Below are 26,025 nucleotides of genomic sequence, written 5' to 3' on the forward strand. Positions count from 1 at the left end.
TTGTTTCACCTTGAAATAAGAAAATAAAATACGCAATTTCTATACTTAGGAGATATATGTATTGAATAAAGACCTACACACATATAAAGAAACCGAAACAGCAGCGACGTTTATTTTAGAACATGCAAAAGATGATAGAGAACTTTTGATTTTCCTAAACAAACATGACTCCATCATGCTGAATCAATTAAAAGTATTCTTTAGCGAACCGCAACTCACATTCAAACACACTGTCAAAATCGTTTGTTTCGTGACATTCGTAACGTTATATATTTATTTTTTCAGCACTCGTTTTAATGAATTAATAGAATTAACTGTACAAATGTTTTTTGCCTTGATCGGCCTTTTTTGGATTTTTGTTGTTTTCCCATTCTCAAGAAAAGTTCAAATCTCTGAGCGCTTCAAACAAAAATCCGAAAACGCCCGTATTGTCGGAATGATTGATTTCGTATTAGAACAGAAATACAAAAAAAGCATCTCTGAATAAAAGAAGAGATGCTTTTCTCTTACAGCTTCTCCACCACAGCCGCACTGTCACGCGTGACCGCCGCGGGCTCCCTAAGCAACACATTCATCACACTGGCCAGCACGAGCATCCCGATCGACAAATAAAAAGCCAGTGTATATTCACCCGTTACCGTATAGATGACGCCAGGTATATACGCGCCGAGTGCCGAGCCGATTTGATGGGCGAGCGACAGCCAGCCGATCATGAGGCCGATCGAGTAGTTTTGAAAGTACTGGGTGGCGAGCATTTGAGTCGGCGCTACCGTGGCGAAGTCCACTAATCCAAACAGAATCGCAAAGCCTAAAAGCAAGTAAGGCTCGTGGCTGTAAATCAGAATCACAATCGACAGCGCGCGCACCGCATATAGAAAGCACAGGATTTTCCGGCTGCTCCACCGGTCCGCTACAATCCCGGACAGTAAGATGCCAGCGATATTAAAGCCTGCCAGCAGACTGACAGCGGCACTTGTGACAGTCGTTGAAAAGCCGTGATCGTGAGAAAAGGGAATCAAATGAGTATCCATCAGCCCCACGGTCGTAAATCCGCAGATCAAAAACGGCAACATCAAAAACCAGAATTGCCTCATCCGAAACATCCCGGTAACTGAAAGAGCAGTTGTTTCGGGCGCTGTTTCTTTTTCCGCAGCCGCAAGCCCGCCTATCGGCTCTGCATTCTTTTCTGAAGGATTGTTTCGCAGCATCAGCATTGCAGCCGGAAAGACAATCACGATTAACAGCAGCCCTAACACCACAACCGTCAACTTCCAGCTAAACCAATGGATCAGCATGAGTGAGCCGGGAACGAGAAGCATTTGCCCAGCGCCAAAGCCTGCTTCCATGATCCCAAAAGCTAGTCCCCGCTTTTTGCTGAACCAATTGACGACCAACACACTTGCTGCCACATTCGATGCTCCCCCAACTCCAAGCGATACACCTAATCCATAAAGCAGAAACAGCTGCCAAGGCGAAGTGACAAAGTATGTTAAGAAAATACTGACTCCTGTCAGCAGCGCACTCCATGACAAAACAGCCCGAGCACCCCATTTATCCACAAGCCGCCCGATCACAGGCTGAGATATGCCATAGACAATAAAGCTTATCGTAGAAATCAGCGAGATGGTGCCTCTATCCATTGAAAATTGCCGTTCCCACGGCTCCACAAACGCACCAAACGACAAGCGCACCCCCTGAACGGCCAATAAGATCAAAAAGGTGACGGAAACGATGATCCAAGCATAATGCAGCCTTTTCATGATAGCTCCAAATCCCACCGTTCTTCTGTCAGACGCTGCCCCCATAATGGCGCTTCTTCTTTTACTTCACTTATCCTGAATCCAAATTTTTCGTAGAGCGGACGGGCCTCAGCCATGGTGCTCACCGTCCAAAGGAAAATGCGTTCAAACCTCATTTCCCTGCAGTATGCAACCAGATGCTCAAGCAATTGAGTGCCGAGCCGTCTGCCCCGAAAATCGTCATCAACCAGGAACCATCTGAGCTGCACAGTCTTTTCATCATGTTTGACCAAGCCCACACAGCCGGCAAATTTCCCGCCGCTTTCCGCGATCCATATGTTTTCGATTTCCGCATCAAATGTCTCATGAAGATAAGCTAAAAACGTGTCGTCCCAGCCATGCGCCTCCGCATAAAATTGTCTATGTTTTTCAATGAGGATTTGAAGATCATCCGAAAGAAAATAATCTCTAATCGATATGTCTGACGTTCTGGAAGTTAGCGACTGTGAAAGGATCGCTTCAATTTCCGCCATCGCCTCCGCAAGCTTGTGCTGGTCCTTTTGGTCAATTTCCTTCAGCATCAGTTCTACTTGTTCGTTCGCTTTCTCCTCCAGCTTTTTATAAATCGTTTTTCCTGATTCCGTGACATAAATATAATGGTGGCGCGCATCAGCTTTGCTCTTCTGTTTATAGATCAAATCTTCTTTTTCAAACAGTTTCAACATCCTGCTGACATATCCCCGGTCAAGCCCAAGCTTATCCTGAAGGGCTTTTGCCGTACAATTAGGCGTATTATAAATTTCAAATAAAATCCGTGTTTCTGTTAAGGAAAACGGGCTGTCGTAAATGTGCTCATTAAGGAGGCCAAGAACATTTGTATAAAATCGATTGAACTTTCTGAATTTTAAACCGACAGATGATCCACTGGTTTTCAAATCTATCCCCACTTTCTTATATCGTTGATTAAGGCAATTATAATCATATTTAGTTGCCATAGTCAACGATATATTGGAAAGTGGAGCATTTTCATTTTCCTGATGCTTTCCTTTTCCTGATCACAATCATTGTGATATAGGATATAGCCAGTGAAACCAAGGTATAGACAACAACCCATCCCAAAAATGATAGATTAAAAACGGTAAAGGTGAGCACTAGCGAAATCATCAAACTAAACATCGGTATCAGATACGCGTTTTGACAAACACAAGTCCCGACAACCGATAACACGATAATCCCTAACGGCAGAATACCGAATGCGATATCTAATTCATCCACCTGCAACAGCCTCCCTCCAGATTTTTATGCTGCTTGTAAAAAAACATACCCGCAATTAGTAAAAGGATAATTTTCACTCCCTAGGTCCACATTTGAAAATTACCCGTTTACATTCACTCCGGACTATGATAATTTAAGAAAGCGCTATCATGATAAGTTAATAGCTTGGATGGAGATGAGGAGAGCCAGGAATCCAACCCCTTTTAAACAAGGGGGTGTTTTCTGGCTCTTTTTGTTTTTCGGAAAGGAGGCACGCCACACATCCAGCACAAACAGCAAAGGGGATGATTTTGATGTTTCACATGTTTAAACCGGCTCCTCACATTGAGAGACTGGATGATTCAAAGACGGATGCGGCTTATAAAAAGCTTAGGCTCCAAGTATTCATTGGTATTTTTATCGGATACGCAGGCTACTACCTGCTGCGGAAAAACTTTGCCTTTGCCATTCCTTATCTGCAGGAACAGGGATTTTCAAAAACGGAACTGGGCTTGGTGCTGGCCGCTGTGTCCATTGCGTACGGCTTCAGTAAATTCATCATGGGCATGGTGTCTGACCGCTGCAATCCGAGATATTTTCTCGCGACAGGCCTATTTTTATCAGCAATCGTTAATATTCTTTTCGTTTCAATGCCTTGGGTGACTTCGAGCGTCACCATCATGTTCATTTTTATGTTTATCAACGGATGGTTTCAGGGAATGGGCTGGCCGCCATGCGGCAGGACAATAGCCCACTGGTTTTCCATTAGTGAACGCGGGACAAAAATGTCGATCTGGAATGTCGCCCATAACATAGGCGGCGGTATTCTTGCTCCGCTTGTCACTCTTGGCATTGCGATGTTCGCGACTTGGAAAAGCGTGTTTTTCTTCCCAGCCATCATCGCCATTATCATTTCATTTTTGATTGTTTTATTGGTTCGCGATACGCCTCAATCTTGCGGACTCCCGCCAATTGAAGAGTATCGTAATGACTATCCCAAACACGCTTTTAAAAATCAGGAAAACGAATTAACAACAAAAGAAATCCTTTTTCAATACGTGCTGAACAACAAATTTCTTTGGTACATCGCGTTTGCGAATGTATTTGTCTATTTTGTACGGTACGGCGTTGTTGACTGGGCACCTACTTACCTAACAGAAGCCAAAGGCTTTTCTCCTGAGGACTCGCGCTGGTCGTATTTTCTTTACGAATACGCCGGCATACCGGGAACGATCCTGTGCGGCTGGATCAGCGACCGATTTTTCAGAAGCCGACGGGCACCGGCAGGCGTTTTGTTTATGGCGGGCGTTTTCATTGCCGTATTGGTGTACTGGCTGAATCCCGCCGGTCATCCGCTCGTAGACAACATCGCCCTGATCAGCATTGGCTTCTTAATCTACGGACCTGTTATGCTGATCGGCCTGCAAGCGATTGATCTTGCGCCGAAAAAAGCAGCCGGAACTGCGGCTGGTTTGACCGGATTTTTCGGATACATCGGCGGATCCGCATTCGCCAACGCCATTATGGGCTTTGTCGTTGATCGATATGATTGGAACGGCGGCTTTATCATGCTGGTCTCTTCCTGCATTCTTGCCATCGTCTTCTTAGCTTTGACGTGGAATACAGGAAAACGGGCGGAGCACGTTTAAGAAAGAAAAACAAAAGATTAATCGTTTTCCAACACGCCGTTTACATCAGTTTTCTAATATGAAAGACAAAGATACTGCTTAACTTAAGGAGGAGAAATAATGCGGAAAAATAGAATACTAGCCTTGGTTCTTCTGTCGCTGGGCTTACTCTCATTAATGGTAACACCAGTGTCGGCAGCGTCAAAAGGGAACCTGCTGTCACCTGACCGTATCCTGACGGTCGCGCACAGAGGGGCTTCCGGATATGTGCCTGAACACACGATCCTGTCTTACGAAACCGCTCAGAAAATGAAAGCAGATTATATTGAACTGGATCTGCAAATGACAAAAGACGGCAAATTGATTGTCATGCACGATGAAAAACTGGACCGCACCACAAACGGAACAGGCTGGGTGAAAGACCATACACTCGCAGACATTAAGAAACTTGACGCCGGTTCTTGGTTTAATGAAGCCTATCCGAAAAAAGCAAAGCCGCAGTATGCCGGCCTTAAAGTTCCTACATTAGACGAAGTATTAGACCGTTTCGGAAAACACGCGAACTACTACATCGAAACAAAATCGCCTGACACCTACCCAGGTATGGAAGAAAAACTGATCGCTTCTTTGCAGAAGCATAAATTACTGGGCAAACGTTCTAAGCCCGGCCAAGTGATCATTCAATCGTTCAGCAAAGAAAGCCTGGTAAAAGTTAAGCAATTACAGCCAAACCTGCCAACTGTTCAATTGCTGGAAGCCAAACAAATGGCGTCAATGACAGATGCTGACCTAGAAGAAATCAAAACATACGCTGTCGGTGCAGGTCCGGATTATAAAGCCTTGAATCAAGAAAACGTCCGCATGATCCGAAGCCACGGCCTCCTGCTTCATCCTTACACAGTCAATACGGAAGCAGATATGCGCCGCCTGCTTGACTGGGGAGTGACAGGAGTGTTCACAAATTACCCTGATGTCTTTCAGCATGTGAAAAAAGACTACAAAAAAAGCTTAGAATCCTAGGATTCTAAGCTTTTTCTCATTGATTTTCACCAATAACAGCTTCTGCAACATTGACCGCATGATCGCCGATACGCTCCAGGTTGCTGATCATATCGACAAAGACAATGCCCGCTTGTCCAGTGCACAGCCCTTCATTCAGACGGATAATATGCTTTTTGCGAAGCTTCCGTTCCATTTTGTCAATTTCATCTTCTTTTTCAATGACTTGATCAGCGATCTTCACATCATTCTGGTGCAGAGCATCCATGGACGCCTTCACAGTAGAAATCGTCAAATCCATCATTTTCGTTAAATCCGCCATGGCAGATTCAGTAAGAACCACACGATGTGCCTGCTGATATTCAATCAGTTCAATCACATTTTCGAAGTGATCTCCGATTCTTTCAATGTCTCTGACTGTATCCATCAGCATATGATGCTCCTCAGACTCGTGCTCTGAGAGAGAGCTTGAAGAAAGCTCAATCAAATAATCAGTAATTTTCCGATCAAGATTGTTAACCGCATCCTCTAACTGGTAAGCATTTGCCGCGTATTTCGGCTGTTTTGTGACCAAGAACTGTTTTGTAACCTCCAGCCCCTGCACCGCAAAGTTCCCCATTTGCAGAACTTCTTCTTTTGCTTGCCCGAGAGCAATAGATGGAGATTGCTCAATAAAAATCGGATCAAGATGCGACTTGTATTCCACCATTGAATCCTTGCCTGGAATCAGTTTTGTTACGATCAAAGCCAATATCCCGACAAAAGGAAGCTGTATGAGTGTATTGGACGTATTAAAGATTCCGTGCGCAAAGGCAATCGTCATTTTGGGATCAAGCCCCATTGCAGCCTGCAACCATAGAATCAAAGAGGTAAACGGCTTGAGCAAAATCAGGAAAATCGCTGTCCCGATAAGGTTAAACAGCACATGAGTAGCCGCAGCACGTCTCGCGGCAACAGATGCACCTAGAGACGCGAGAATCGCTGTGATCGTCGTTCCTATATTATCCCCGAATAACACCGGAAGTGCGCCGTTAATATCAATCAGACCATCTGAAAATAAACCTTGCAAGATACCGATCGTGGCGCTGGAGCTTTGCACGAGTACCGTAAACAATGTCCCAATGACAACACCTAAAACCGGATTGGTGCTCATACTAACCGTTAAATCATGAAACGCTTCAAGTGAACGGAGCGGTTTCATGCCGCCGCTCATTAACTCCAATCCATAAAACAGAGCCCCGAATCCAAACACAATCTGGCCAGCATTTTGTATATTTTTATGTTTAAAGAAAAACAGTAAAAATCCGCCGAGAGCAATAATCGGCAAGGCATAGGCCCCTATGTCGATTCCGATAATAAACGCGGTAACCGTCGTTCCAATATTGGCCCCCATAATGACCCCAATGGCCTGGCGAAGCGTCATAAAGCCCGCACTGACGAGCCCTACGGTAATAACCGTGGTTCCGGAACTGCTCTGAATCAAAACCGTCACAATGATCCCCGCCAATACGCCCATCAACGGATTGCTTGTAAAACGGTCTAAAATATTTCTTAATCTATCTCCAGCCGATTTCTGAAGTCCCTCTCCCATGAACTTAATCCCAATCAGGAAAATACCGAGACCTCCGAGAAATTCGAACAGTAATGTTTGTAAATCAATCGCCAACATGTTCACCTCTGTTTAGACATTATTCAGCAAACTCTCTTCGATTATGTTTCAAGTTCAATTGGTTGTAAATAAAACAACCGCTGAATTTACAATAACTTAACAATCAGCCTTATGGTCCTATTTAACGTTTACATTCGTGTAATATTTCGCGATGAACATGACCAATCGACTACAAAATTCTTACATCATCACAAGGTTTTATCATGGCAATTATTCTTTCCCTTTCCAGCTTTCTGTATACAGAAACAACATCCGCTTTACAGTTCTCCTGAGTAAGACAAGCGGCAAGGTTTAGCAATAATGAGAACGGGAATGATACAGGAAACACTACTCTTCAAATAGAAAGGAGTATCACCATGAAACAAAAGCTGTTACTTTCAGGTCTCGCTGTTTCAACTGTCGGCATCACTTCTTATCTATTAAAAGACCCGTCGAATCGCCAAAAAGCAAGAGAATTCATTCACAGCATGAAAATGAAAATGACAAAACAGCCTGAAATGGAGAAGTTCCCAGTCGATAAAGCCGGCCACCCGCACCCGCAAGATATCGAGGATAACAAAATGGTATCCGAAGGCTCCATGTATCCCGTCCAATATTACGATGAAAAAAAGAAGTAATCTAAAAGCTCTCTTCGATAAAGGAAGAGAGCTTTTAAATTTACCCTTTTCGTCTGACCCCGCTCATCACAAATCCACTTTCAGGCAATGACGGCATCCTGGCAAGACTGTAATGCAGCGATTGTTCCGGAACGTCGTATTCTACCTTATTCACGAGAAAATCCAAGCTTGCTTTCATGACTTCAATTGTTATCCCTTCCCCCGGACAGCGATGCCCTTTCTCCGCGTCACCTCCGCCTTGAGGAATCAAATCAAACGGATTTTCCTCCCGATCCTCAAATCGTTCAGGCCGAAATTCATCAGGATGATCCCATAAGCGGGGATCGTGATTCGTTCCATATACATCAAGCAATACAGATGTCCCCTTCTTAAACTCACAGTTATTCCATACAAAATCCTTTTTAACAAGCGCTCCTAAAAACGGTGCGAACGGATAATATCTGCGGACCTCCTGCACAAACATTTCTCTTTCCCGGCTGCTTCCAGAACCCAGCCATTTCTTATACGCAGAATGCTCGTGAAGCGCCAAAGCTGAAAACACAAGAAAATAGGAAATAGCGATGATAGGCCGCAGTACATTCATCAGCTCAATGGCTGCCATCCGGGAATCCAGCTGGCTTCCATCTTCTTGTGTGTGAAACGCCATTTCATACAGCGCTGTTCCGGCAGATGTTTTCAGCAAGCCGGCACGAACATCTTCAATCATTCTTTCAATCCACTCTTCAGCACGCGGCCTTGCTCTTCGTCCCTTCCAATGACGCGGCCCCACCGCACCGAACGCGTCGACCATATCAATGAAATCATCAGCTCTCTCTTTGACTTCTGTTTCTTTCAGCGGAACACCTGCCCAATAGCACGCTACCCGGCATAAGATTTCTTTTGCTTCTTCAAATAACACAACCTGATCTGCCTTCTCCCATCTCGTAACTGCCGCTTCCCATTCCTCTGTCATCAGCTCAGCCAAACGCTTTTGATGCGGCGGTGTCATTAATGACAGAAAAAGCAGCTTCCGATGAAGATGAGCTTCACCATCCATTGTCTGGATTGCATTAACGCCAAACAGGGATTTCTGCACACGTTTCGGGAGAGCACCCTGCCGCTGAAATCGCTTCGTATCGTAAAATACCTTCGCGGCCTCCGAGCCGCTCATACAAATAAATGTTTTTCCAAGCAAACGCGCCTGAAACAAATCCGATTGGTAATGCTCTTTTCTATTCTTTACAAACAAATATCCTTCCCGCACCAAAGCCAGACTGTTATCGAGGCTTTTGTCATGTGGAATCTGCTCATTCATCCCGCAACCCTACCTTCCTTTTTACCCTCTTTTTTCACGTTATCTCATGATGATAAACCCAATGACAGTATTTGCTTCTAAGCATTTTTTCATTATTTATAACGAAGAAAAGCAAAAAGTTGTACTTGCTCTGCGCATTGCAGGGATCGGCAGCTTTTCCATCCACACAGCTTTCTCTGAATGTCGATGACGAATTTAATAATACGGATGGAACCTTCATCCTGCACGATATGCAAAAGGATCAGACATTTGTCTGCAACAGAGAACGGTCAAACAAAAGACAAAAACTCCGCAGTCCACCTTTAAAGTCGTGAACCCTTAATCAATTTGCAGGTAAAAACTGTTCGGGATGAATACGATGGGACGGGGTCAATCGTGAATTTGAATCATGGAACCGAGACCATACGCTTGGCTCGGCCATGCGCGAATCCGCAGTCTGGTATTATCAGAATTAGCGAGAGACATCGGCGAGGAAAGAATGAAAACATGGCTTCATACATTGTCTTACGGCAACGAGGATATCAGCGGGGTATCGACTAATTTTGGCTGCAAAGCTCTCTGACAATTTCTCCGCTGGAACAAGAAGCCTTTTTGAAGAAGCTTTTAAAAAGTGGCGTTTCCATTTAATCAATCAGTGATGAAAACAGTTATGCGCATGATGATTCAAGAAAAAGGCGTCATTACACGTTCTACGGGAAAACCGGAACCCACCTGACAGATATGGGGTTAGGCTGGTTTATTGGATTCATCAACACAGAGCATGGCTCATATATTTTTGCACCAATGACTTTGATTCCGGCACAAAAGCTAAAAACATCACAGTGAATATCCTGAAAAAGCATGGCCTGATCACATCATAAATGAAGGAGCCCTGCAAATAGGCAAGGCTCTAAATCTCATGCTCAAAACAATAATGATTCACAAGCTCTTCAATCAAATCATGATCGGGAAATTCCCCGTTAAATTCAAATTCAATTTCTTCCACAAATTCGCCGTGAAGATACACATGGATGGCTCCGTTTTGACGGACGACGCTAAACTCCGGCTGAAATGTATATCCGCTTCGTTCAATTGCTCCCACTTCTTACCCCGCCTTTCAAAGCAGTAATTCATACACCTCGTTTAATTCCTTGGCCCGTTTTTGATCCTGTTCATTCTGGGCATACTTAATTTCTTTTTCTAACACATGATTCAAAAAAGACATTTCATTGTCATCTAAGTCTTTTACAAATTCCTCTTCATTCGCATACCGCTTCGCCAGCATCTTCTTGCAAATCCGCTGGCAGACTTCATTTTCAAGATGGTTCGAAAGTGATTCACGCAAATAACCGAGTGTAACATCCATTTTATGAACACCTTTCCTTCCGCTATCTTTATCCTATAGCTTGCTAAAATAGGAAAAATCCATACGCCAAAAATAAAAAAAGAGACATCCGTGAATGTCTCTTTTCCATGTTATTCAACCGCTTGATCGCTTTTTGTCACATTCGCCTGCGTACGTTTGCCAATCCCAAACCCATAATAACTAATGACCACAAGCGCTAAGAAAATCACGCCTACAATCAGAGAGATACGAGTATCATCGTTGAACCACATGCCGACCAGAACCATCAGCAAGAAAGCAATCGTCACATAGTTTGTGAAAGGTGCAAACGGCATTTTGAATGGATGTTTATCTAATGCAGCGCCCTTCGCTTTTCTGAATCCGATGTGGCTGATCAAGATGACAAACCAAGGAATCATACCAGGCAGCACGCTTGCGCTGTACACATACACAAAAACCTTCGGCGGCGCGATATAGTTCAGCACAACACCGACAGCCAAACCGATCATTACAGCAATTGTGCCGTAGAGAGGCACCCCATTACGTGAAATCTTCGTAAAGAATTTCGGTGCTTGTCCATTTACCCCAAGTGTATAGAGCATGCGTCCTGCACTGAAAATACCGCTGTTACAGCCGGACATTGCCGCTGTAATCACGACAAAGTTAATAATACCGGCCGCTGCCGTAACTCCGATTTTCGCGAACGTAGACACGAACGGACTTCCAAGTGAATTGAGCTCATCCCAAGGATACACTGTCACGATTACAAAGATAGCGCCAATATAGAAAATCAAAATACGCCAGATAATACTTTGAATCGCACTTCTTAGCGTGTTTTTCGGGTCTTTCGCTTCACCGGCTGTAATCCCGATCAGCTCAACCCCTTGATAGGCCGCAATAACGAGAGACAGCGCAAAGAAGAAGCCAGAGAAGCCGTTAGTAAAGAATCCTCCGTGAGACCACAGGTTCGACAATCCGATCGCATCTCCGCCGTTTCCAAATCCGAAGAAAATAATCCCGATTCCGGCAATAATCATCAAGATAATCGTCACGATTTTAATCATCGCAAACCAAAACTCAAACTCACCAAACGACTTAACAGAAATTAAGTTCGCCGCCCCGAGAATCACCATTGCCACGATACCAGGTATCCAAGCAGGCAAATCTGGGAACCAATATTTCATATACGAACCGACAGCGATAATTTCTGACATGCCGACGATAACCCACTGGAACCAGTTGCTCCAGGCTGTCATATAACCTGCCAGCGGATGAATATAGTTATGACCGAATGTCGCGAAAGAACCCGTGCTCGGCTCGACATACAGCATTTCACCCATCGCACGCATGATAAAAAAGATAAAAATTCCGCATATTGCATAAGCCAAAAGGACAGACGGACCAGTCCATGAAATCGTGCTGGCAGAACCCATAAACAAGCCAACACCAATCGTACCTCCCAAGGCGATCATCTGAATATGACGCGCGCCCAAGCCCCTCTTTAATTCTTGATTTGCCACTCCTCTTCCTCCTCTTAACAGAATACTCGACATCTTTCTCAACAATCAATTATAACAATCTGAAAATTCAAACTTAATATTGTTATATAATCTCCAAAATTACTTATTTCATCATAATAAATTTCTCTGGAAAATACAATTGTTTTTTTCAGGTAAACACCTTTAGTCAGAGTTTTTCATCTACACTTCATTTAAAATCTTTTATATAAATATAATTAAATTGTATGAATTTTATTATTCCTAAAATTCTCATAAAAAATAAGCTGTTCACAATGAACAGCTTTCTAATAAGTCGCGCCAGTTTGACGCTTTAATGTTTCAATCCACTCGGTATCTCCGGTGCCGTAGCTCTTGCTTTGCCCCACATCTCTAAGAGATCCATTGCTGTAATCAATTGATAGGATGAAATCCGGAATGGCATCATACCCGGCTTCCGCCATTTTACTGAGCTCCGAACGATAGTGAGATATAGCATAGGAAGCCGTTTGTTTTTGAACAGGATCTTTTTCAAGCTCTTCTTTATATACGTCTAATAAGTCACGTCCATCAGGTGTTACGTACCGCCCGTCGATCACTTCTAAATCCTTCAACTGATAGCCTGTGACGTCGTACATCTCACGAGCAGCTTGATACTTTTGATATGCCTCTTCGGAATATTGTGTCGAGTCAATACTTTGGCTTTTCATGATATGTAAAAATAGCTCTTTGCTGTTGTCTCCAGATTGCAGCGCTTGCTCAATTTGCTTTATGAGTGCCTCATCTTTCGTCCCGCTCACCTGTACCTTATAGTCAATCGGCGTAATCGTAAACGTCAGCTCTGTCCCCTCCGGAATGTGAATATCATTTCGATTCACCAGCACTTGCAGCTGCTGGTTGACCTGGCTCCGCTGATACACCTTTTCATTCTCAGCTTCCACTTCCCCATGAAACGTGACATTGCGAAACACAGCATCCTGCAGGTTATAGTTTTGCGCCTTCCCTTTGAATAGCCACTCTGTTTCATTATCGTAAGCAGCCTGTCTTTCCGCAGCTGACAGATCACTTCTGAAATAAGGCGACTTTGAATTTTGATATTTATTCTTAATATAGCCTAATGGATCAGACTTTGTTTTGTTAATCGCATTTATCCTGCTGTATTTTTCATCCAGTATTTTGATTCTGATATCACTCTCAGATTCATAGGGGTTATTGGATTGAATCACTGTTTCTTCCCCTGTGTCCATCACTGTTCGATCATTTGCTGATTGATACACTTTGCTGAACGTTCCGCTGTTTCCCGCCACACTGGTTTTAGAATAATTGAACTGATTGATTCCCTTATTGGCAGATCGTGACTCAAGCCTGCTGTATGCCTTTTCCAGCACCGCCGCTGTATTTTCAGACGTATTCTCGCGCTTGGCAGCCGGATTCTGTTTCAATATGTTCTGTGCCATCAGCTGTGAGCGGATAAATTGCCGATTCAGACGCATTGGATTCCCCCCTGAACAATTCTCTCTTACTCTTTTTTATCGGCAATGCCAATGTATATATTAACCTCAAAAAACATTTATTTACACCCGAAGTGTTATTATGTATGATGGAAATAAAAGGAGGTTGTTTACATGACGAAAAAATGGCTCATTCCATTCGCTATTATGCTGTCTGTCTTCTTCACCTTTACACATTCGGCATCAGCTGCCGGAGTCACTGCTATTACAGGAAACAATTCATTTGATACCGCAGCGCCAATCGGTTATTGGAAATATAAGAATATCGATACAACGATACTGGAAGCCGGACAAGATGAAGCCTATTTCACCTTTACAGCTTATAAGGGAGAAAAAGTATACGTCAGAAGTACATACCAGAGCGCGTACACAGGGATGAAAATCGAAATTTACGATAAGAACAGAGTTCCTGTTTCGCAAGGCACAGAAGTCATTAACCCCAATACTTTCTCTTCTTTTATTTATGCCAATGCTGACGCCCAAAACATCACGGATACCTTCTATGTCAAAGTGTCACGCGGCACTTATACCGGGAACATGTATTTTACACTTTCAATTGAAAATCGGATCAAATCCGGCAGCGGAACGTTCCCATTCAGCGGTGTTGCCGATAATAAAGGAAATACAGCCCTTAGCCCCTCAGGTTCTGACTCCAGCGTGATCAAGGTTGATTTAACAAACCAATCCGGAATACCGCGGGATGCCATTGTAACTAGAGTACAAACAACCGCCACTCAAACACCAAGCCAGGGAAATACACGTCATATGATCATGACGAGCGAAAACAACGAATGGCGCCGTGCCCTTGTGAATAGCTCAACATCAGGGTCTTATGATATCTCTTTGTCAGATCAACTAAGTGTCGCAAAAGTATGGAGTTTTAAATACAATACATTAGCGACTGCTAGATCGACGATGAGTAATGTCAAAGCAAAAATAGATTATGAATACGATGTCACAAAACAGTTTTAATTCATACAGAGCTGGTTCAAGTTCCATGGGCCGGCTCTTTTTTATGCTAAGCTCCCCATTACTTAGCCCAAAATGCCATTGTTTTGATAAACTAAAATCAGTACAACCAAGGGAAGTGCAGACATGGCATTAAAACAGATAAAAAAGCTACTTTTTGACCGCCCTTTAAAGGACGGCATTATCCTAAATCATCATTACAGAATCGAAGAATGCCTCGGAATGGGCGGCTATGGCTTGGTTTATTTGTGCACCGATGTCCATACTCAAACACCCTATGTCTTAAAGCAGCTCCGGCCGACAAAAGCAAAAAAGGAAAAAGAAAGAGTCCGGTTCCAGCAGGAAATGAAACTGCTCAAAAGCATTCACCACCCGCAAATTCCGGCCTTCATAGAAGATTTCACCATAGGCGGACAGGCTTATTATGTCATGCAGTTCATTGATGGAGATAATATAGAAGAATTATTATTTTTTCGAAAACAGCCATTTACAGAGCTCATGGCGTTACAGCTGATTTCGCAGTTGCTTGAGATTGTAGAATACCTGCATGATTACCTGATTTTTCACAGCGACATCAGAACGCCTAATATCATCATCAATAATGGCAGGCTCTGCCTCATCGATTTCGGCCTTGCGAAGCAATTGACTACTGAAGAAACGGAGGAAGTAAAAGTGAGGAAACAGGATGACTTTTTTGATCTCGGAGAAACACTGTTATTCCTGCTGTACTCTCAATATAAAGGGAAAAAGAGGAAAAACGCCACTTGGCTGGAGGAATTAACGCTGACAAAAGAAGTAACCCTGCTGCTGAAAAAATTATTGGGCATTGATGAAGAGTATCAGCACACCGCTTCCATCCGTGAAGACCTAAACCGTGCCATTCAATCGGCCACAAAAAAAAACCCTTGTCCCAAAAGCGGAACAAGAACTTTTTTGGATTAACTGCTGCTGTAGCTCCGGCGTTTGTAACGATGACTGCCGCCATAGCGGTCGTAGTGTCTTCTTTTACCTGAGCTGCTGCTGTAGTGCCTGCGCCGGCTGCTGCTGTAATGCCGATGTCTGCGATATCGGCCGCTAGAACTGCTTGAGAGGTGCTTGATTGTTTTAATGATTTTTTTAAACATATGCTGATTACCTCATTTCTTTCTGCCTATTATATAGAGTTTATAGGAGAAAGAAAACATCAGCGGGGTCACTCTTTCGAAAACAAGAACCCCGTTCCATTCTCATTTGTCTGCAGCTCATAAGTAATCGACAGCAGCCTGCATATATCATCAATAATCTTTAACCCAAGCCCTTCACTGTTCTGATTACGATCAAATCCAATGCCGTCATCACAAATAGAAACAGTTCCATGTTCAATCGTAACATCTATCTTTTCAGCTTTTGAATGCTTTAACGTATTTTGAAAAATATTATCAAAAAGCCTTTGCAACCATAACCCGTTGCTCATCCATATCACTTCTTGATCTGCTGGCTTATAGTGCAATTCAATCCCATTCATACTGTATAAATAATCCCACTTTTTCACCGCTATTTCTAATAGCTCGTTTAGGCGCACTTCTTCATTTACGATATAAGAACTTTCTAACGTCTCAGCGGAATATAAATTGAATTCATTTGATAAATCCGCGATATATTCGATTTGCTGATACAATGATTCGAATACAGCCTGATCATGACATTGGTCTTCCAAATAAAATAACTGCAGCCTGAGAGCGGTTAAAGGTGTATTCATGTCATGCCTCAGTTTTTGCAAAAGTTCCTTTTTGATTTCCTCCTGCTGCCTCAGTTCCAGTTCACGGTATGTCGTCCGTTCAATTAACAAATTGACCGACTTAATCAGTTCCCCGATTTCATCAGCGCGTTTCACTTCTATTTTATCAGGCACCTTTTGATCACTCGCCAGGTGTCGAATGGTTTGATTCAATAGATTGATTTTATGCAGCAGAGAATGAATCGACTTTGAAAATAAAAAAGCTAACAATAAGAGTGATAACAAAAATACAATGAGCATTGCTGGATACGCAAAAGACGTGTGAAAAGGCATACCATGATTCATCGGTTTAAACATGCTGTCATAAATGACCGACATCAAAATGCTAACCGCCAGCAATAGCACCGGAACACTAATGACGGCGGTACATAGTAACAACTGATATTTTGTCTTGAGCTTCATTTCTTCACAACGGTATTCAGCCGATACCCTTCTCCATATATATTTTCAATCATCTCACCCGCTTGATCATTGATTTTAGCTCTGATTTTTTTAATGTGCACATTGACGATATTCGGGTTTCTGTCTTCGAGCTGCCACAGATATTCAAAGAAATGTTCCTTTGTCAGGGTGCTGTCCCTATTTTCATATAAATAAAAGAAAATTTTCCGCTCAATTGCAGTAAACAGCACCTCATCATGCAGGCTTTCATTGAACACTTTTTTGGTTTCCGCATCAATATACAAATGTTTGATTTGCGTAAAGGTGCCATAATGATGCTCAAGCATATTCTGCATTCTTAACAGCAGCTCCCTCGGATCAAAAGGCTTCACCATATAATCCTCGCCGACCTGCAAACCTTGAAGCTTGCTGTCCATATCATTGCGGGCCGAGAGAAAAATGACCGGAATGCGCAGCCCCAGCTTTTTGATTTTGGCAGACATTTGATATCCGTCCTCACCCGGCAGCATCACATCCATAATGACCAAATCCACCTTCTGAATGACCGAAAGTACATCCGCTCCATCGGTTTTCCACATCACATGATACCCCTCACGCTGCAAAATCTTTTGCAGCAAATCACCAATCGTCACATCGTCTTCCACGATTAAAATATGATAACCCTTCATCCTAGCGAACCTTTCTCATAAACTCCATGGAGAGTTTATATATTTGATCAGGCTGATATAAATAAATACTGTGTGTTCCCCTCAGTTCCTTTATATCGGCTGTATTGAATTGAGCCGCAAACGCTTCATAATCTTTTCGGTTTTGTATGGCATACTTTGAATGTCTATTTTGGCCAGAAACCGCATCTAAAATCAAGACTGGAGTTTCTTTTGGCGCCGGCAGATTCACAGATTTGCTGCCGTTTTGGTAAGTCTCTAAAAGCTCATGCTCCATATCGGCATTAAAAAATTGCTTATAATTAATAGCTTTATAGATTTCTTTTTCTTCATCGGTTAAAAACGACTGTCGAATCACTTCAGGATTATATACAGCGGAAGGCATAAACCGGTGAAAACCAATCGACGTTAACAGATGGAACCCTCTCACTTTCAGTCTGTCAACCCCGCTCAATTTATACGTGACATACTGCTGGGGCAATCCAATATCCATCGCAATAATCGCCTTGATCTCCTCGGGGTATTTCTGTGCCCAATACATCGCTTCAATCCCGGATATGGAATGAGGCATTAGAATATATGGAGGCTTATTTCCGCTTTTTATAAGCGCTTCCCTTGTCTGTTCCAGTATCGTATCAATGTCTCTATCATCGTGAGACACATCACTGTATCCATAACCAGCCCGATCTACAACAGCAATTTTATTTTCCTTTGAAAATTTGCTGTACAGCCCCTTCATCTCATAAACCGGCGCAGCAATCCCCGAACCGGACATAAACACAAACGTATCCTTCCCGCTCCCCTCTTCATACACATTCATCTTTTTACCATCAACCTCGACTACTGTGCCTTTGCCTTTTAACAATGTTGCTTCCCTATTTAATTGATAATGGTGGTAAATAAATACCGAGACGGATACAAGTAAAACCAAAGCAGCCAAGCCACCAAAAACGATTTTTAGTACTTTCCATAACGTTTTCATATGATGCTCCTTTCACGTGATACGGAAAGGATACGATATGAAAATAAATTTCTGATTAATATTGAAAAGATTTTATTTTGACATTTGACTTTGCCCTTACGGAAAGGTGTACATTGGGAGCAAGGCAGAACATGAATTTACCCACTAATAGCAAATAGTTCATCATAAAAAACCTTCCTGCTTATAGGAAGGGTCGTTTGATCGTAATATTCAACTGTTTGACGTCATACTTACAAGACGGAAAACTTCACAAGCCATTAATCTTTTTTACCATCTTACCCCAACCAACATCCCCCATTGTTTTAGCTACGATCTGCCCGTATTGACTTAATAGACAAAAGCTAGGAATACCTTGTACGTGACAACTTGTGACAATCTCATAGTTTTGGTCTAATACAATCGGAATATCTATTCCCCTATCAAGAGCATACGTCGAGACAACCTCCATAGATTTCTCTTCTTCTATGTAAGGGACATGTACTCCGATTACTTTCACATTTCATATCCTTTATATCTTGAAGGACTTTATCTGTTAATTGGTGACAGTTTGGACAGCTCATTGACCAAAAATAAAGAAGATGATATGTGCCACTTGGACATGTCAAATCAATCTGTGATTGATTCAACCAGGGTAAATGAATTGGCCATACTTTCATTATTTGTTCAGCTTTCATCCTTTCAATCCCCCTTGTCTTTCAGCTGAAAAGCAATCAGCTTTCCTAATGCTTCTTCAGCTGCAAACGGAGCAACCATTCCTGAAGGGTGTTCATGCTCGCGTTTTAGGTATTCATACATCTTCGGTTCAATGTAAGAAGGATCGATCCATGCGATACACCAAGAAGCCCAAAAGCACGATTGTCCTTCACTTTCTTGAGCAATTTTGATGACAAAGGGCAGACTGGGCTTCCCGATTCTCATGAGTGAAATGGCAGCGGCCATTCTTGTATCTTCGGCATGACTTTTTAATAAACATGATAGCTCCTCCGCTGCTTCACTCGCGTCTTCCCCAAACTCACCTAAAACAGCCGCAGCAATATTACGTAAAGATCCTTCCTCTTTTAAGGCCTCAACCAAAATAGGTATCGCATCTTTTCCTGATTTCTTTAACTCCCCTATCGCTTGAACAATTGTGATCTCATTTGTTTTCGCTAAATTCTGAACAGACAGCGACAATTCATGACCATTTGATTTCATAATAGAGCCCCTCTCCCGTTTGATAACAGACACTCAGCATATCCCATAAAGATATGTCAGAAATTGAATTATCTTCCAATCAACATTTAAATACTACAAACACTGTAAATAATCCTGTGAGGAGCCAACAAGTTGGCCGTTTTAACATCGTATACTAGTCTTAACTTGTTTATCAGTTGGTATCAGTCCCACTATAAGAAACTCTGTCGCCCTTTTAAAGGTTATCTCACACCTGCTAAGCGCTGACACAAAAGACCTCTTTGGTCAGTTAACCAAAGAGGTCTTATTCATCAAATTCATCTTATAGAATCTTAAAAAGTTTCTAATGATCTAAAAATAACCGCTTCACATAGATTATATATATTAAAGTCAATTAAACTCTCACAAAACATTATTCCGCAGAGTTCGTTCCATGAAATAACACAAAGCAATGTTTTATTGATTGATATCTTTTAGCGCCTGTTTCGGTTGTGAATTAAAAATCAGCAATGATGCCATAATTGCAATCATAACCCCTGATGCACCAATCCAGGTAATCGAAGCCAATGATACGTTTTCTACAAAAACTCCCCCTATCCCTGCGCCGACTGCCATGGCGAGTTGCATCATGGACTGATTCATGCTGAGCAAAACACCTGACATTTCCGGTTCTATTGTAGCTAGATGAAATTGCTGTGTCGGACCGGTAGACCATGCGGCAAACGACCATAATATCAGAATCACCAACACACCGATATAGGAATGAGTGACAAATGACAGCAGAATCAGTGCGACGATATGCAATGTCATTCCGCCAACAAGTGTAAAAGACACTCCCCATTTGTCGGTGCTAAATCCCCCAAACTTCGATCCAACTAAACTGGCAATTCCAAACATAAGCAAAACACCGCTAAGCAGCTTGCCGTTTATACCTGAAATGTTCAAGAGATACGGTGACAGATAGGTATAAGCAACAGAATATCCCCCGAGCCAGAAGAAAGTGATTGATAATCCCATAGCCACTTTCCGTTTTTTGAAAAGAGCAAGCTGTTGAAGCAAAGGTACAGGCTTATCCCCTTCAGTATGCGGAAGAGTAAAGAATATAACGGCCATTGCGATCAATCCCAACAAAGCAATTGCACCAAATACAGACTTCCAGCCTAATGCTACTGCTATCATTCTTCCAAGCGGAACACCAATGATTAAAGAAGCGGTAAATCCCATAACAACAGTAGCGATGGCACTACCTTGCTTCCCTTCCGGTGCAATCTTAGCGGCAATCGTTAATGCGGTGACAACAACCACACCTGCTCCCATCGCCATAATGATCCGAGCAGCAATAAACCATCCATAACCAGGCAGTACAAAAGCCAGGACATTGCCAAACACAAACAAACCGAGGGCATACATCATCAATCTGCGTCTATCCATACTTGCTGTCAATGCCATAAGTACGGGTGTGGAAAGAGCATATACAAGTGAAAAGATCGTAATAAGCTGGCCCGCGGCAGCCAAGGTTATCCCTAGTGTATGAGCAATGTGATCCAAAATACCGGAAATAATATACTCTGAGGTTCCAACTAAAAAGCTGACAATGGCTAAAATGTAAATTTTCCAAGTGTTAGACATAAAACATTCACTCCTTAATCATTAATAAAACAACATATCACGAAATGTCGATGTAATAATTAAAAAATAAACACATCGTAATATGTCGATATGTATAGTGTAAAAAATAAACATCTTTTAATGTTTATTTTTTATATCTCTGTTTTAAGAAAGTCAGCAAGTTTCCCAATGGCTTCTTCATCTCTTTTGTAATACGTGTACTTTCCGATTCGTTCCGCCTTAATCAAGCCGGCCCTTAAAAGGATGGTAAGATATTGAGAAGCCGTCGATTGCGTCATTTTCAATTTGTCTGTTATTTGACTGACACATACCCCGATTGTGTTCATATCAATCCCTTCATGGGGTGCAAAATGACGATCAGGCTCCTTCAGCCATTGTAAAATTTGCAGCCTTGATTCATTTGATAAGGCTTTGAATACTTCAATTGGTTCCATACCGATTATTATATCGTTATATTCCGATATGTCAATTCGTTTTTTGGTGACTGACTTCTTTTTAGACATTAAAAATTTGAAAACTTATTTCAGTTCCGAAGGATGTTTTCATGACTTCCAGTTAAAATGAGTTTAATATCGATCAAGTGATCAATCCACTAGCATCAAATTCATTATTTAAATTGATGTAAAAAAACATCCGCTCGTAACAAAAGCGGATGTTAGATCTTTCGAAATGAAACCATTGAGTCTTCAGGAATAACTAGACAGTGTGCTATAAATTGATATCTCTTTGCGTCCGCTTAGATTATGAATTAAAAATCATTAATGATGGCGTAACTGTAAGTCAAAAGAAGCGGCAGCTGATTATGTTCAATTTATCATAACTTCCATCGTGTTTAAAAAGGTAAAATATTACAACCTTGAATGCTTCAGCCCTCCACTTGGGCTTGAATAGATTGTTTATAAAACATTTTAATTCTTTACATCAAAGATTCTTCTCTAAATCATTAAATAATTTAAACACCATCACTCGTTCACCTGTCCGAGAGCTTAAATCAGTATGAAAACTTGTCACTTCTTCTCCGGTTATCGTCAGGATAATATCCTTAAGTTCTTCTATACCTGATTCAACTAACTCCGAACGAGTTTGTTTGATAGATAACATACCCTCTTTTGATCCACAAACTGCATATTCAGCTGGTGTTAAAATTCCTTTTAAATTAACAATGATCATGTCCCGCAAGATATCGGTCTTAACAGATACAGACCCACGCCCAAGATAATCCTTTTCCCATTGCGTAATTGACTTACTGATCTCTGATTCAAAAGAACCTTTCGATTTTTTCATTTATAAAACATCTCCTGAGCAAAAAAATTGGCATATTCGTTATTTCGTCTGATTAATATTCTCTTACAACATGTCCTGCATATACATCTTCAACATCCAAATCAGTTTTACTGTTTCTTGTGACGACTATCATTTTGGATAACATATTTTCTTCAATAATAGAGTGTACATGCAAAAATCGAACGCTTCCTAAGTGGGTTTCCTCAACTTCTTCATAAGATTTCAAATGATAAAAATCGATTGCTTTTCTCATTACTTTTTTCATACATTCTATATTTTCACGATCAAACGGATTCATTTCCTCTATTGTTTTCGTTACAAAATCAGTTAAATTCGCGGCCATACTTTCTCCTTAAAACTGCTTTTTCCATATATGAGCGCTTAGAGGTTAACTCCTTCCGTTTCATCATGACAAGCAATGATCAGGTGAGGCTTGACCTGTTTTAGCAGCAGGAACATCCACAATTGAAGATGTTCCATCCTTTGGATTAACGATTAAACCTTTAACTTTAACATAGGACGGCACTAGTGGATGTTGACGAATGATTTCAACACTTTTTTCAATACAGCTCCTACTATCTTCACTTAGCCATTCATCGACCGAACCACCAAAAAATTCAGGCTTGCAATTTTGAAAAAGATAATCCAATGTTTGTACTTTATCTTTCATTGTTTCAAGTTGAGTTCGTACATTGCCTGTGGAAGTCCTCTTATCTTTTGTGCCTACAACAAAAACCTCCTCAACATCTTCCTGATAAATTGCAATGATAACAGACCTCATGATTTCTCCATAGGGATGTGAGATAGCTGCACCATAGCTTTGTATCGTCAGCATATTTTCCGCTGGAGTGTTCGTCACTTCTTGTAAAATAGGCTCCAAGCCGTTTTCAATGTCCGTCAAAAATAATACTTTTTTATCTACATTCATACAGCACACCTCTTCTTTATGTTTATCATTTTTGTATTGAGTAACGAATCCATATGAATAGTTACCAGTTTTCCCAGCGTCCATCTGGATCAACACTAGCCAGTCGAATCCATCCATTTTGAACTTTTTCTCGAAATACTGAATCATTATTTAATAACCGGTCTACATATTCTCTAGGAGCTTGGATGACAACCAGCAAACGAAGAGGAGAATGATAAACCTCTTGATCTGATTGCATGACGGATTGCCAAGGCAGTCCGGCTAACAAGTCACTTGCATTCCCCTGCATAACTCCGAGACCTGCAGTAACGGTTTGAGTTGCTTTATTTCCGCTGCCATAATAATGAGGTGCGACCGTTGATGCGTAATATTGTAAATTAATCCATTGGGCCACAGTTCCAGGCCCTGCAATAATATTTGCTAGGAGTTCACCGCTTTCATCCTGATTCCAATCATAATTATGAAGGAAGGCTCTTCCTTCCAAATCACAATCCTTAGTTAGTTCACGTTGGCCGATAATAAAAGCGGCATTACGAGCTAGTCCCCATTCCGGACGTATCTCACTCCAATCTCCCGCAAATCGGTGTGCCTCAGCCTTCGGATTTTTAAGTTCCTTTTGGAAATTCGGTAACTGGGCTAGACGTTCTGCATTTGCATTATGGCTCACTTTCGGCATAACAGCTTCGATACGATCAAATGCTTCTTGTGCAGCTTCGGAAAGTTCAGGAACATAAATCCAATGTAATTCATCCACTGTTGTTTTATGCTCAGCGGCTACGAAAACGGTATCCTCAGGGATTTTAATTCCTTCAGTTAAAAGAACTTCTCTTACCTCTGAAAGATTACATAAAGCAGCTAAAACTCTTGCATTGAATCCGCCGGCAGCTCCACCGCAGGCACCACAGTCAAGAGCTGCTGCATAAGGATTATTGGTGCTTTGACTGCCATGCCCGCAAATCACGACTAAAGGTGCGAAATTCTCAGTTAACCCCATCATTTTTAGAGCTTGGCGAGCAAAGTTCACTCTTTCTTCTTCAGAAAAACCAACAGGTATCTCTGCCTCTGTGTCATAAACATGATGAAGCGAGAGTTTTGTATCAGGTTTGCGTAACCAAGTCTCACGGAGATGACGAATGAAACGATCTGCTTTTCTTGGTACAAAACTACGCGCTACCATTTGCAGACTTAGCCAAGGTCCACTTAGCTCAGGCAGAAGTAAGCTCGTAAGCACATTCTGTTTCATCGTTTTAAATGTATGGCTTACGGAATAAACTGCCTGCTTGCGTTGGTTGTATTTTTCGAGTACATCATCTTCTACGAACTCTTTTATTTTATGTTGCGGTTTTAGTATGACCGGCAAGGAGGCATGACTGTGTTTACTGCCAAGTTCACAAGTTGCAATCGGCACCCCGAAGAAACCAGCAATACCAATCGTTTCAAACGGACCTTCTTTTTCTAGGTGACGGCGAAAAGGTTCTGATCGTACATCAATACAGAATGCGAATTGAGCTAACGCAGATGTTTTACCGTTGGTTTCATGTTGTTTCGAGATGATCTTCTGACTTAAACGATCTGTGTGTGTTTGTTCCCAAGCTTCTAACCAAAGTTTCCTGCGAAGGTTCTCATCAAAGCTGTAGGCAAATGATAAATATTCGTTTTGTTCATCGGCCGACATCTGTGACCATTCCTCTATTGCAAGGCCCCCCCAATGGATCCAAGCTGCTAAAAGGGAAGTAATCGACATTTTTTTCTCAGGTCGTTGATTAGCCAAAGGTAAATAAGGCTTTACAAGGGCACGCTCCATCAATATTCGAACTGCTAAATATTCTGTTAGAAGTGCATGTTCATGGCTCGATTGTTGGGAGCGCCAAAGCATCATCCCTGCCCATCCAGGTAAGGAAAGTAAATGACCTTCAAGATAACGCTGGATTTCTGATTCGGGGATTTCTAGTGCGAATAATGCTTCTTGTAAAGCCAAATGTGCCTCTTGCGGCCAGCCTTTTAACCTTTCACGCTGCTTTTTACTAAGTGCTGGATCATATTGAATCAGATGCTGCCAAGCACGATAAAAACCTTCATCACGATTGGGCATTGTCCAACCTGCTTGAGAGTCATCAAGATATAATTTACACCACTTAATGACATGATGATCTAGTATATTGATTAACCTTTCACCATCTTGATTCTCTATATATGAACTTATTGGCTGCATAAAAATAGTCTCGATACGATCCAATCCACTACATTCATTCACCAATTTCTCCAGCTTATGCGATGATAAAAGGTCGGAAGGCAGTGGATCTAATTTTAATCCAGCACGACAAAATCGTTCTGCCGCGTCCCGCGGGATAGTAAAGGAATGTGAATCCAACCAACTCTGCAGCCCCATTTCCACAAAATCTTCATCAATCTCACCTTTATTCTTTGCTGAATGGATCAAAGACGCACTAGGGTATATATCAACATCACGGGTATTTTTCAACCAGCTTGCAACCTGATCAAAAGGTTGGTTTTCAAGTCCCATCCACGGATTGCGTGCAGCAAAGGTAGAAATAGGCCAAAGCGGCGCAATCACTCGGCTGGCAGATTCAATTAAAACGTGAATATCACTATCTTGAACATCAAGATCTATATCTTTGTTTTTTACATTTTCTTTCGTTAATACGGATGTAATGCCCATCATTG

General features: G+C 42.0%; 26 protein-coding genes and 2 pseudogenes. 7 read left to right on the forward strand and 21 right to left on the reverse strand.

From position 1 onward, the window contains the following. Positions 1–61 precede the first annotated feature (61 nt). Complete coding sequence (locus tag ACY3LV_RS04500) at positions 62–487, forward strand: hypothetical protein (RefSeq protein ID WP_464863449.1); 426 nt, start codon at positions 62–64, stop codon at positions 485–487. A gap of 19 nt (positions 488–506) precedes the next feature. On the opposite strand, the gene ACY3LV_RS04505 is transcribed toward ACY3LV_RS04500, so the two are convergent. From ACY3LV_RS04505 to ACY3LV_RS04515, 3 genes are all read right to left on the reverse strand, one after another. Further along, the gene (locus tag ACY3LV_RS04505; protein ID WP_464863473.1) at positions 507–1,760 is read right to left on the reverse strand and encodes an MFS transporter; all 1,254 of its coding nucleotides are present in this window, start codon (positions 1,758–1,760) and stop codon (positions 507–509) included. Continuing rightward, a complete protein-coding gene (locus tag ACY3LV_RS04510; protein WP_464863450.1) occupies positions 1,757–2,674 on the reverse strand; it encodes a bifunctional helix-turn-helix transcriptional regulator/GNAT family N-acetyltransferase in 918 nt (305 codons plus the stop codon). Before ACY3LV_RS04510 ends, ACY3LV_RS04505 begins: the two co-directional genes overlap by 4 nt. Before the next feature lie 91 nt (positions 2,675–2,765). Beyond that, positions 2,766–3,014: a YbeF family protein gene (locus ACY3LV_RS04515; protein ID WP_333561310.1), complete on the reverse strand. Its 249-nt coding sequence runs from the start codon at positions 3,012–3,014 to the stop codon at positions 2,766–2,768. 293 nt (positions 3,015–3,307) lie between these two features. Here ACY3LV_RS04515 and glpT point away from each other — a divergent pair, with 293 nt between their 5' ends. After that, positions 3,308–4,642 (forward strand): glycerol-3-phosphate transporter, encoded by a 1,335-nt coding sequence (gene glpT / locus ACY3LV_RS04520; RefSeq protein WP_464863451.1) that lies wholly within the window; start codon positions 3,308–3,310, stop codon positions 4,640–4,642. A 99-nt stretch (positions 4,643–4,741) separates the two neighbouring features. Further along, the gene (locus ACY3LV_RS04525) at positions 4,742–5,641 is read left to right on the forward strand and encodes a glycerophosphodiester phosphodiesterase (RefSeq protein WP_464863452.1); all 900 of its coding nucleotides are present in this window, start codon (positions 4,742–4,744) and stop codon (positions 5,639–5,641) included. A gap of 16 nt (positions 5,642–5,657) precedes the next feature. Here ACY3LV_RS04525 and ACY3LV_RS04530 read toward each other — a convergent pair whose 3' ends face one another. Next, positions 5,658–7,286, reverse strand: coding sequence for a Na/Pi cotransporter family protein (locus ACY3LV_RS04530; RefSeq protein ID WP_187441514.1), 1,629 nt, complete (start codon positions 7,284–7,286; stop codon positions 5,658–5,660). A gap of 359 nt (positions 7,287–7,645) precedes the next feature. Between ACY3LV_RS04530 and ACY3LV_RS04535 the strand changes: the two genes are divergently transcribed. Further along, the gene (locus tag ACY3LV_RS04535) at positions 7,646–7,906 is read left to right on the forward strand and encodes a hypothetical protein (protein ID WP_039075993.1); all 261 of its coding nucleotides are present in this window, start codon (positions 7,646–7,648) and stop codon (positions 7,904–7,906) included. Positions 7,907–7,946: 40 nt separating this feature from the next. Here the strand turns inward: ACY3LV_RS04535 and ACY3LV_RS04540 are convergent, their stop codons facing one another. Beyond that, complete coding sequence (locus ACY3LV_RS04540; protein WP_333561312.1) at positions 7,947–9,200, reverse strand: cytochrome P450; 1,254 nt, start codon at positions 9,198–9,200, stop codon at positions 7,947–7,949. Positions 9,201–9,261: 61 nt separating this feature from the next. Between ACY3LV_RS04540 and ACY3LV_RS04545 the strand changes: the two are divergent. Continuing rightward, positions 9,262–10,060: pseudogene (locus ACY3LV_RS04545) on the forward strand (penicillin-binding transpeptidase domain-containing protein). A 29-nt stretch (positions 10,061–10,089) separates the two neighbouring features. Here the strand turns inward: ACY3LV_RS04545 and ACY3LV_RS04550 are convergent. The 4 genes from ACY3LV_RS04550 to ACY3LV_RS04565 all read right to left on the reverse strand — a co-directional run bounded on the left by ACY3LV_RS04550 (position 10,090) and on the right by ACY3LV_RS04565 (position 13,513). After that, a complete protein-coding gene (locus ACY3LV_RS04550; protein WP_148962842.1) occupies positions 10,090–10,281 on the reverse strand; it encodes a DUF5370 family protein in 192 nt (63 codons plus the stop codon). A gap of 15 nt (positions 10,282–10,296) precedes the next feature. After that, a complete protein-coding gene (gene csgA / locus ACY3LV_RS04555; RefSeq protein WP_003234887.1) occupies positions 10,297–10,545 on the reverse strand; it encodes a sigma-G-dependent sporulation-specific acid-soluble spore protein CsgA in 249 nt (82 codons plus the stop codon). Positions 10,546–10,655: 110 nt separating this feature from the next. After that, entirely contained in the window at positions 10,656–12,044 is a 1,389-nt protein-coding gene (locus tag ACY3LV_RS04560; protein ID WP_148962841.1) for an amino acid permease, read from the reverse strand. 284 nt (positions 12,045–12,328) lie between these two features. After that, positions 12,329–13,513, reverse strand: a complete 1,185-nt coding sequence (locus tag ACY3LV_RS04565; protein ID WP_333561314.1) for a DUF4885 domain-containing protein — start codon at positions 13,511–13,513, stop codon at positions 12,329–12,331. A gap of 132 nt (positions 13,514–13,645) precedes the next feature. Here ACY3LV_RS04565 and ACY3LV_RS04570 point away from each other — a divergent pair, with 132 nt between their 5' ends. Further along, entirely contained in the window at positions 13,646–14,503 is an 858-nt protein-coding gene (locus ACY3LV_RS04570; protein WP_333561315.1) for a hypothetical protein, read from the forward strand. Between the two features lie 123 nt (positions 14,504–14,626). Next, positions 14,627–15,442 carry a protein kinase domain-containing protein gene (locus ACY3LV_RS04575; RefSeq protein WP_333561317.1) on the forward strand — a complete coding sequence of 272 codons (816 nt, stop codon included), beginning with the start codon at positions 14,627–14,629 and terminating at the stop codon, positions 15,440–15,442. On the opposite strand, the gene ACY3LV_RS04580 is transcribed toward ACY3LV_RS04575, so the two are convergent. The 12 genes and pseudogenes from ACY3LV_RS04580 to ACY3LV_RS04635 form a co-directional block, all read right to left on the reverse strand. Next, positions 15,439–15,624, reverse strand: coding sequence for a hypothetical protein (locus ACY3LV_RS04580; protein ID WP_176365283.1), 186 nt, complete (start codon positions 15,622–15,624; stop codon positions 15,439–15,441). The genes ACY3LV_RS04575 and ACY3LV_RS04580 overlap by 4 nt on opposite strands. Positions 15,625–15,692: 68 nt before the next feature. Then, positions 15,693–16,679: a HAMP domain-containing sensor histidine kinase gene (locus ACY3LV_RS04585; RefSeq protein WP_333561318.1), complete on the reverse strand. Its 987-nt coding sequence runs from the start codon at positions 16,677–16,679 to the stop codon at positions 15,693–15,695. After that, a complete protein-coding gene (gene ybdJ / locus ACY3LV_RS04590) occupies positions 16,676–17,347 on the reverse strand; it encodes a two-component system response regulator YbdJ (RefSeq protein WP_333561319.1) in 672 nt (223 codons plus the stop codon). Before ybdJ ends, ACY3LV_RS04585 begins: the two co-directional genes overlap by 4 nt. Position 17,348: 1 nt before the next feature. Continuing rightward, positions 17,349–18,326, reverse strand: coding sequence for an alpha/beta hydrolase (locus ACY3LV_RS04595; RefSeq protein WP_333561321.1), 978 nt, complete (start codon positions 18,324–18,326; stop codon positions 17,349–17,351). A 247-nt stretch (positions 18,327–18,573) separates the two neighbouring features. Then, positions 18,574–19,000 (reverse strand): annotated as a pseudogene (locus ACY3LV_RS04600) (TlpA family protein disulfide reductase). A gap of 4 nt (positions 19,001–19,004) precedes the next feature. Continuing rightward, positions 19,005–19,520 (reverse strand): HEAT repeat domain-containing protein, encoded by a 516-nt coding sequence (locus ACY3LV_RS04605; RefSeq protein ID WP_333561322.1) that lies wholly within the window; start codon positions 19,518–19,520, stop codon positions 19,005–19,007. A gap of 435 nt (positions 19,521–19,955) precedes the next feature. Next, complete coding sequence (locus ACY3LV_RS04610) at positions 19,956–21,128, reverse strand: MFS transporter (RefSeq protein WP_333561323.1); 1,173 nt, start codon at positions 21,126–21,128, stop codon at positions 19,956–19,958. A 131-nt stretch (positions 21,129–21,259) separates the two neighbouring features. Beyond that, the gene (locus tag ACY3LV_RS04615) at positions 21,260–21,562 is read right to left on the reverse strand and encodes an ArsR/SmtB family transcription factor (protein WP_003234907.1); all 303 of its coding nucleotides are present in this window, start codon (positions 21,560–21,562) and stop codon (positions 21,260–21,262) included. Positions 21,563–22,049: 487 nt separating this feature from the next. Further along, positions 22,050–22,412 carry a Na-translocating system protein MpsC family protein gene (locus tag ACY3LV_RS04620; protein WP_202329087.1) on the reverse strand — a complete coding sequence of 121 codons (363 nt, stop codon included), beginning with the start codon at positions 22,410–22,412 and terminating at the stop codon, positions 22,050–22,052. A 52-nt stretch (positions 22,413–22,464) separates the two neighbouring features. Continuing rightward, the gene (locus ACY3LV_RS04625) at positions 22,465–22,755 is read right to left on the reverse strand and encodes a DUF6407 family protein (protein ID WP_333561324.1); all 291 of its coding nucleotides are present in this window, start codon (positions 22,753–22,755) and stop codon (positions 22,465–22,467) included. Between the two features lie 63 nt (positions 22,756–22,818). Then, positions 22,819–23,340, reverse strand: coding sequence for a carbonic anhydrase (locus ACY3LV_RS04630; protein WP_333561325.1), 522 nt, complete (start codon positions 23,338–23,340; stop codon positions 22,819–22,821). Positions 23,341–23,401: 61 nt separating this feature from the next. Next, a complete protein-coding gene (locus ACY3LV_RS04635; RefSeq protein ID WP_464863474.1) occupies positions 23,402–26,020 on the reverse strand; it encodes a DUF2309 domain-containing protein in 2,619 nt (872 codons plus the stop codon). Positions 26,021–26,025 lie beyond the last annotated feature (5 nt).

The sequence above is a fragment of the Bacillus sp. 11C genome (assembly GCF_055486375.1).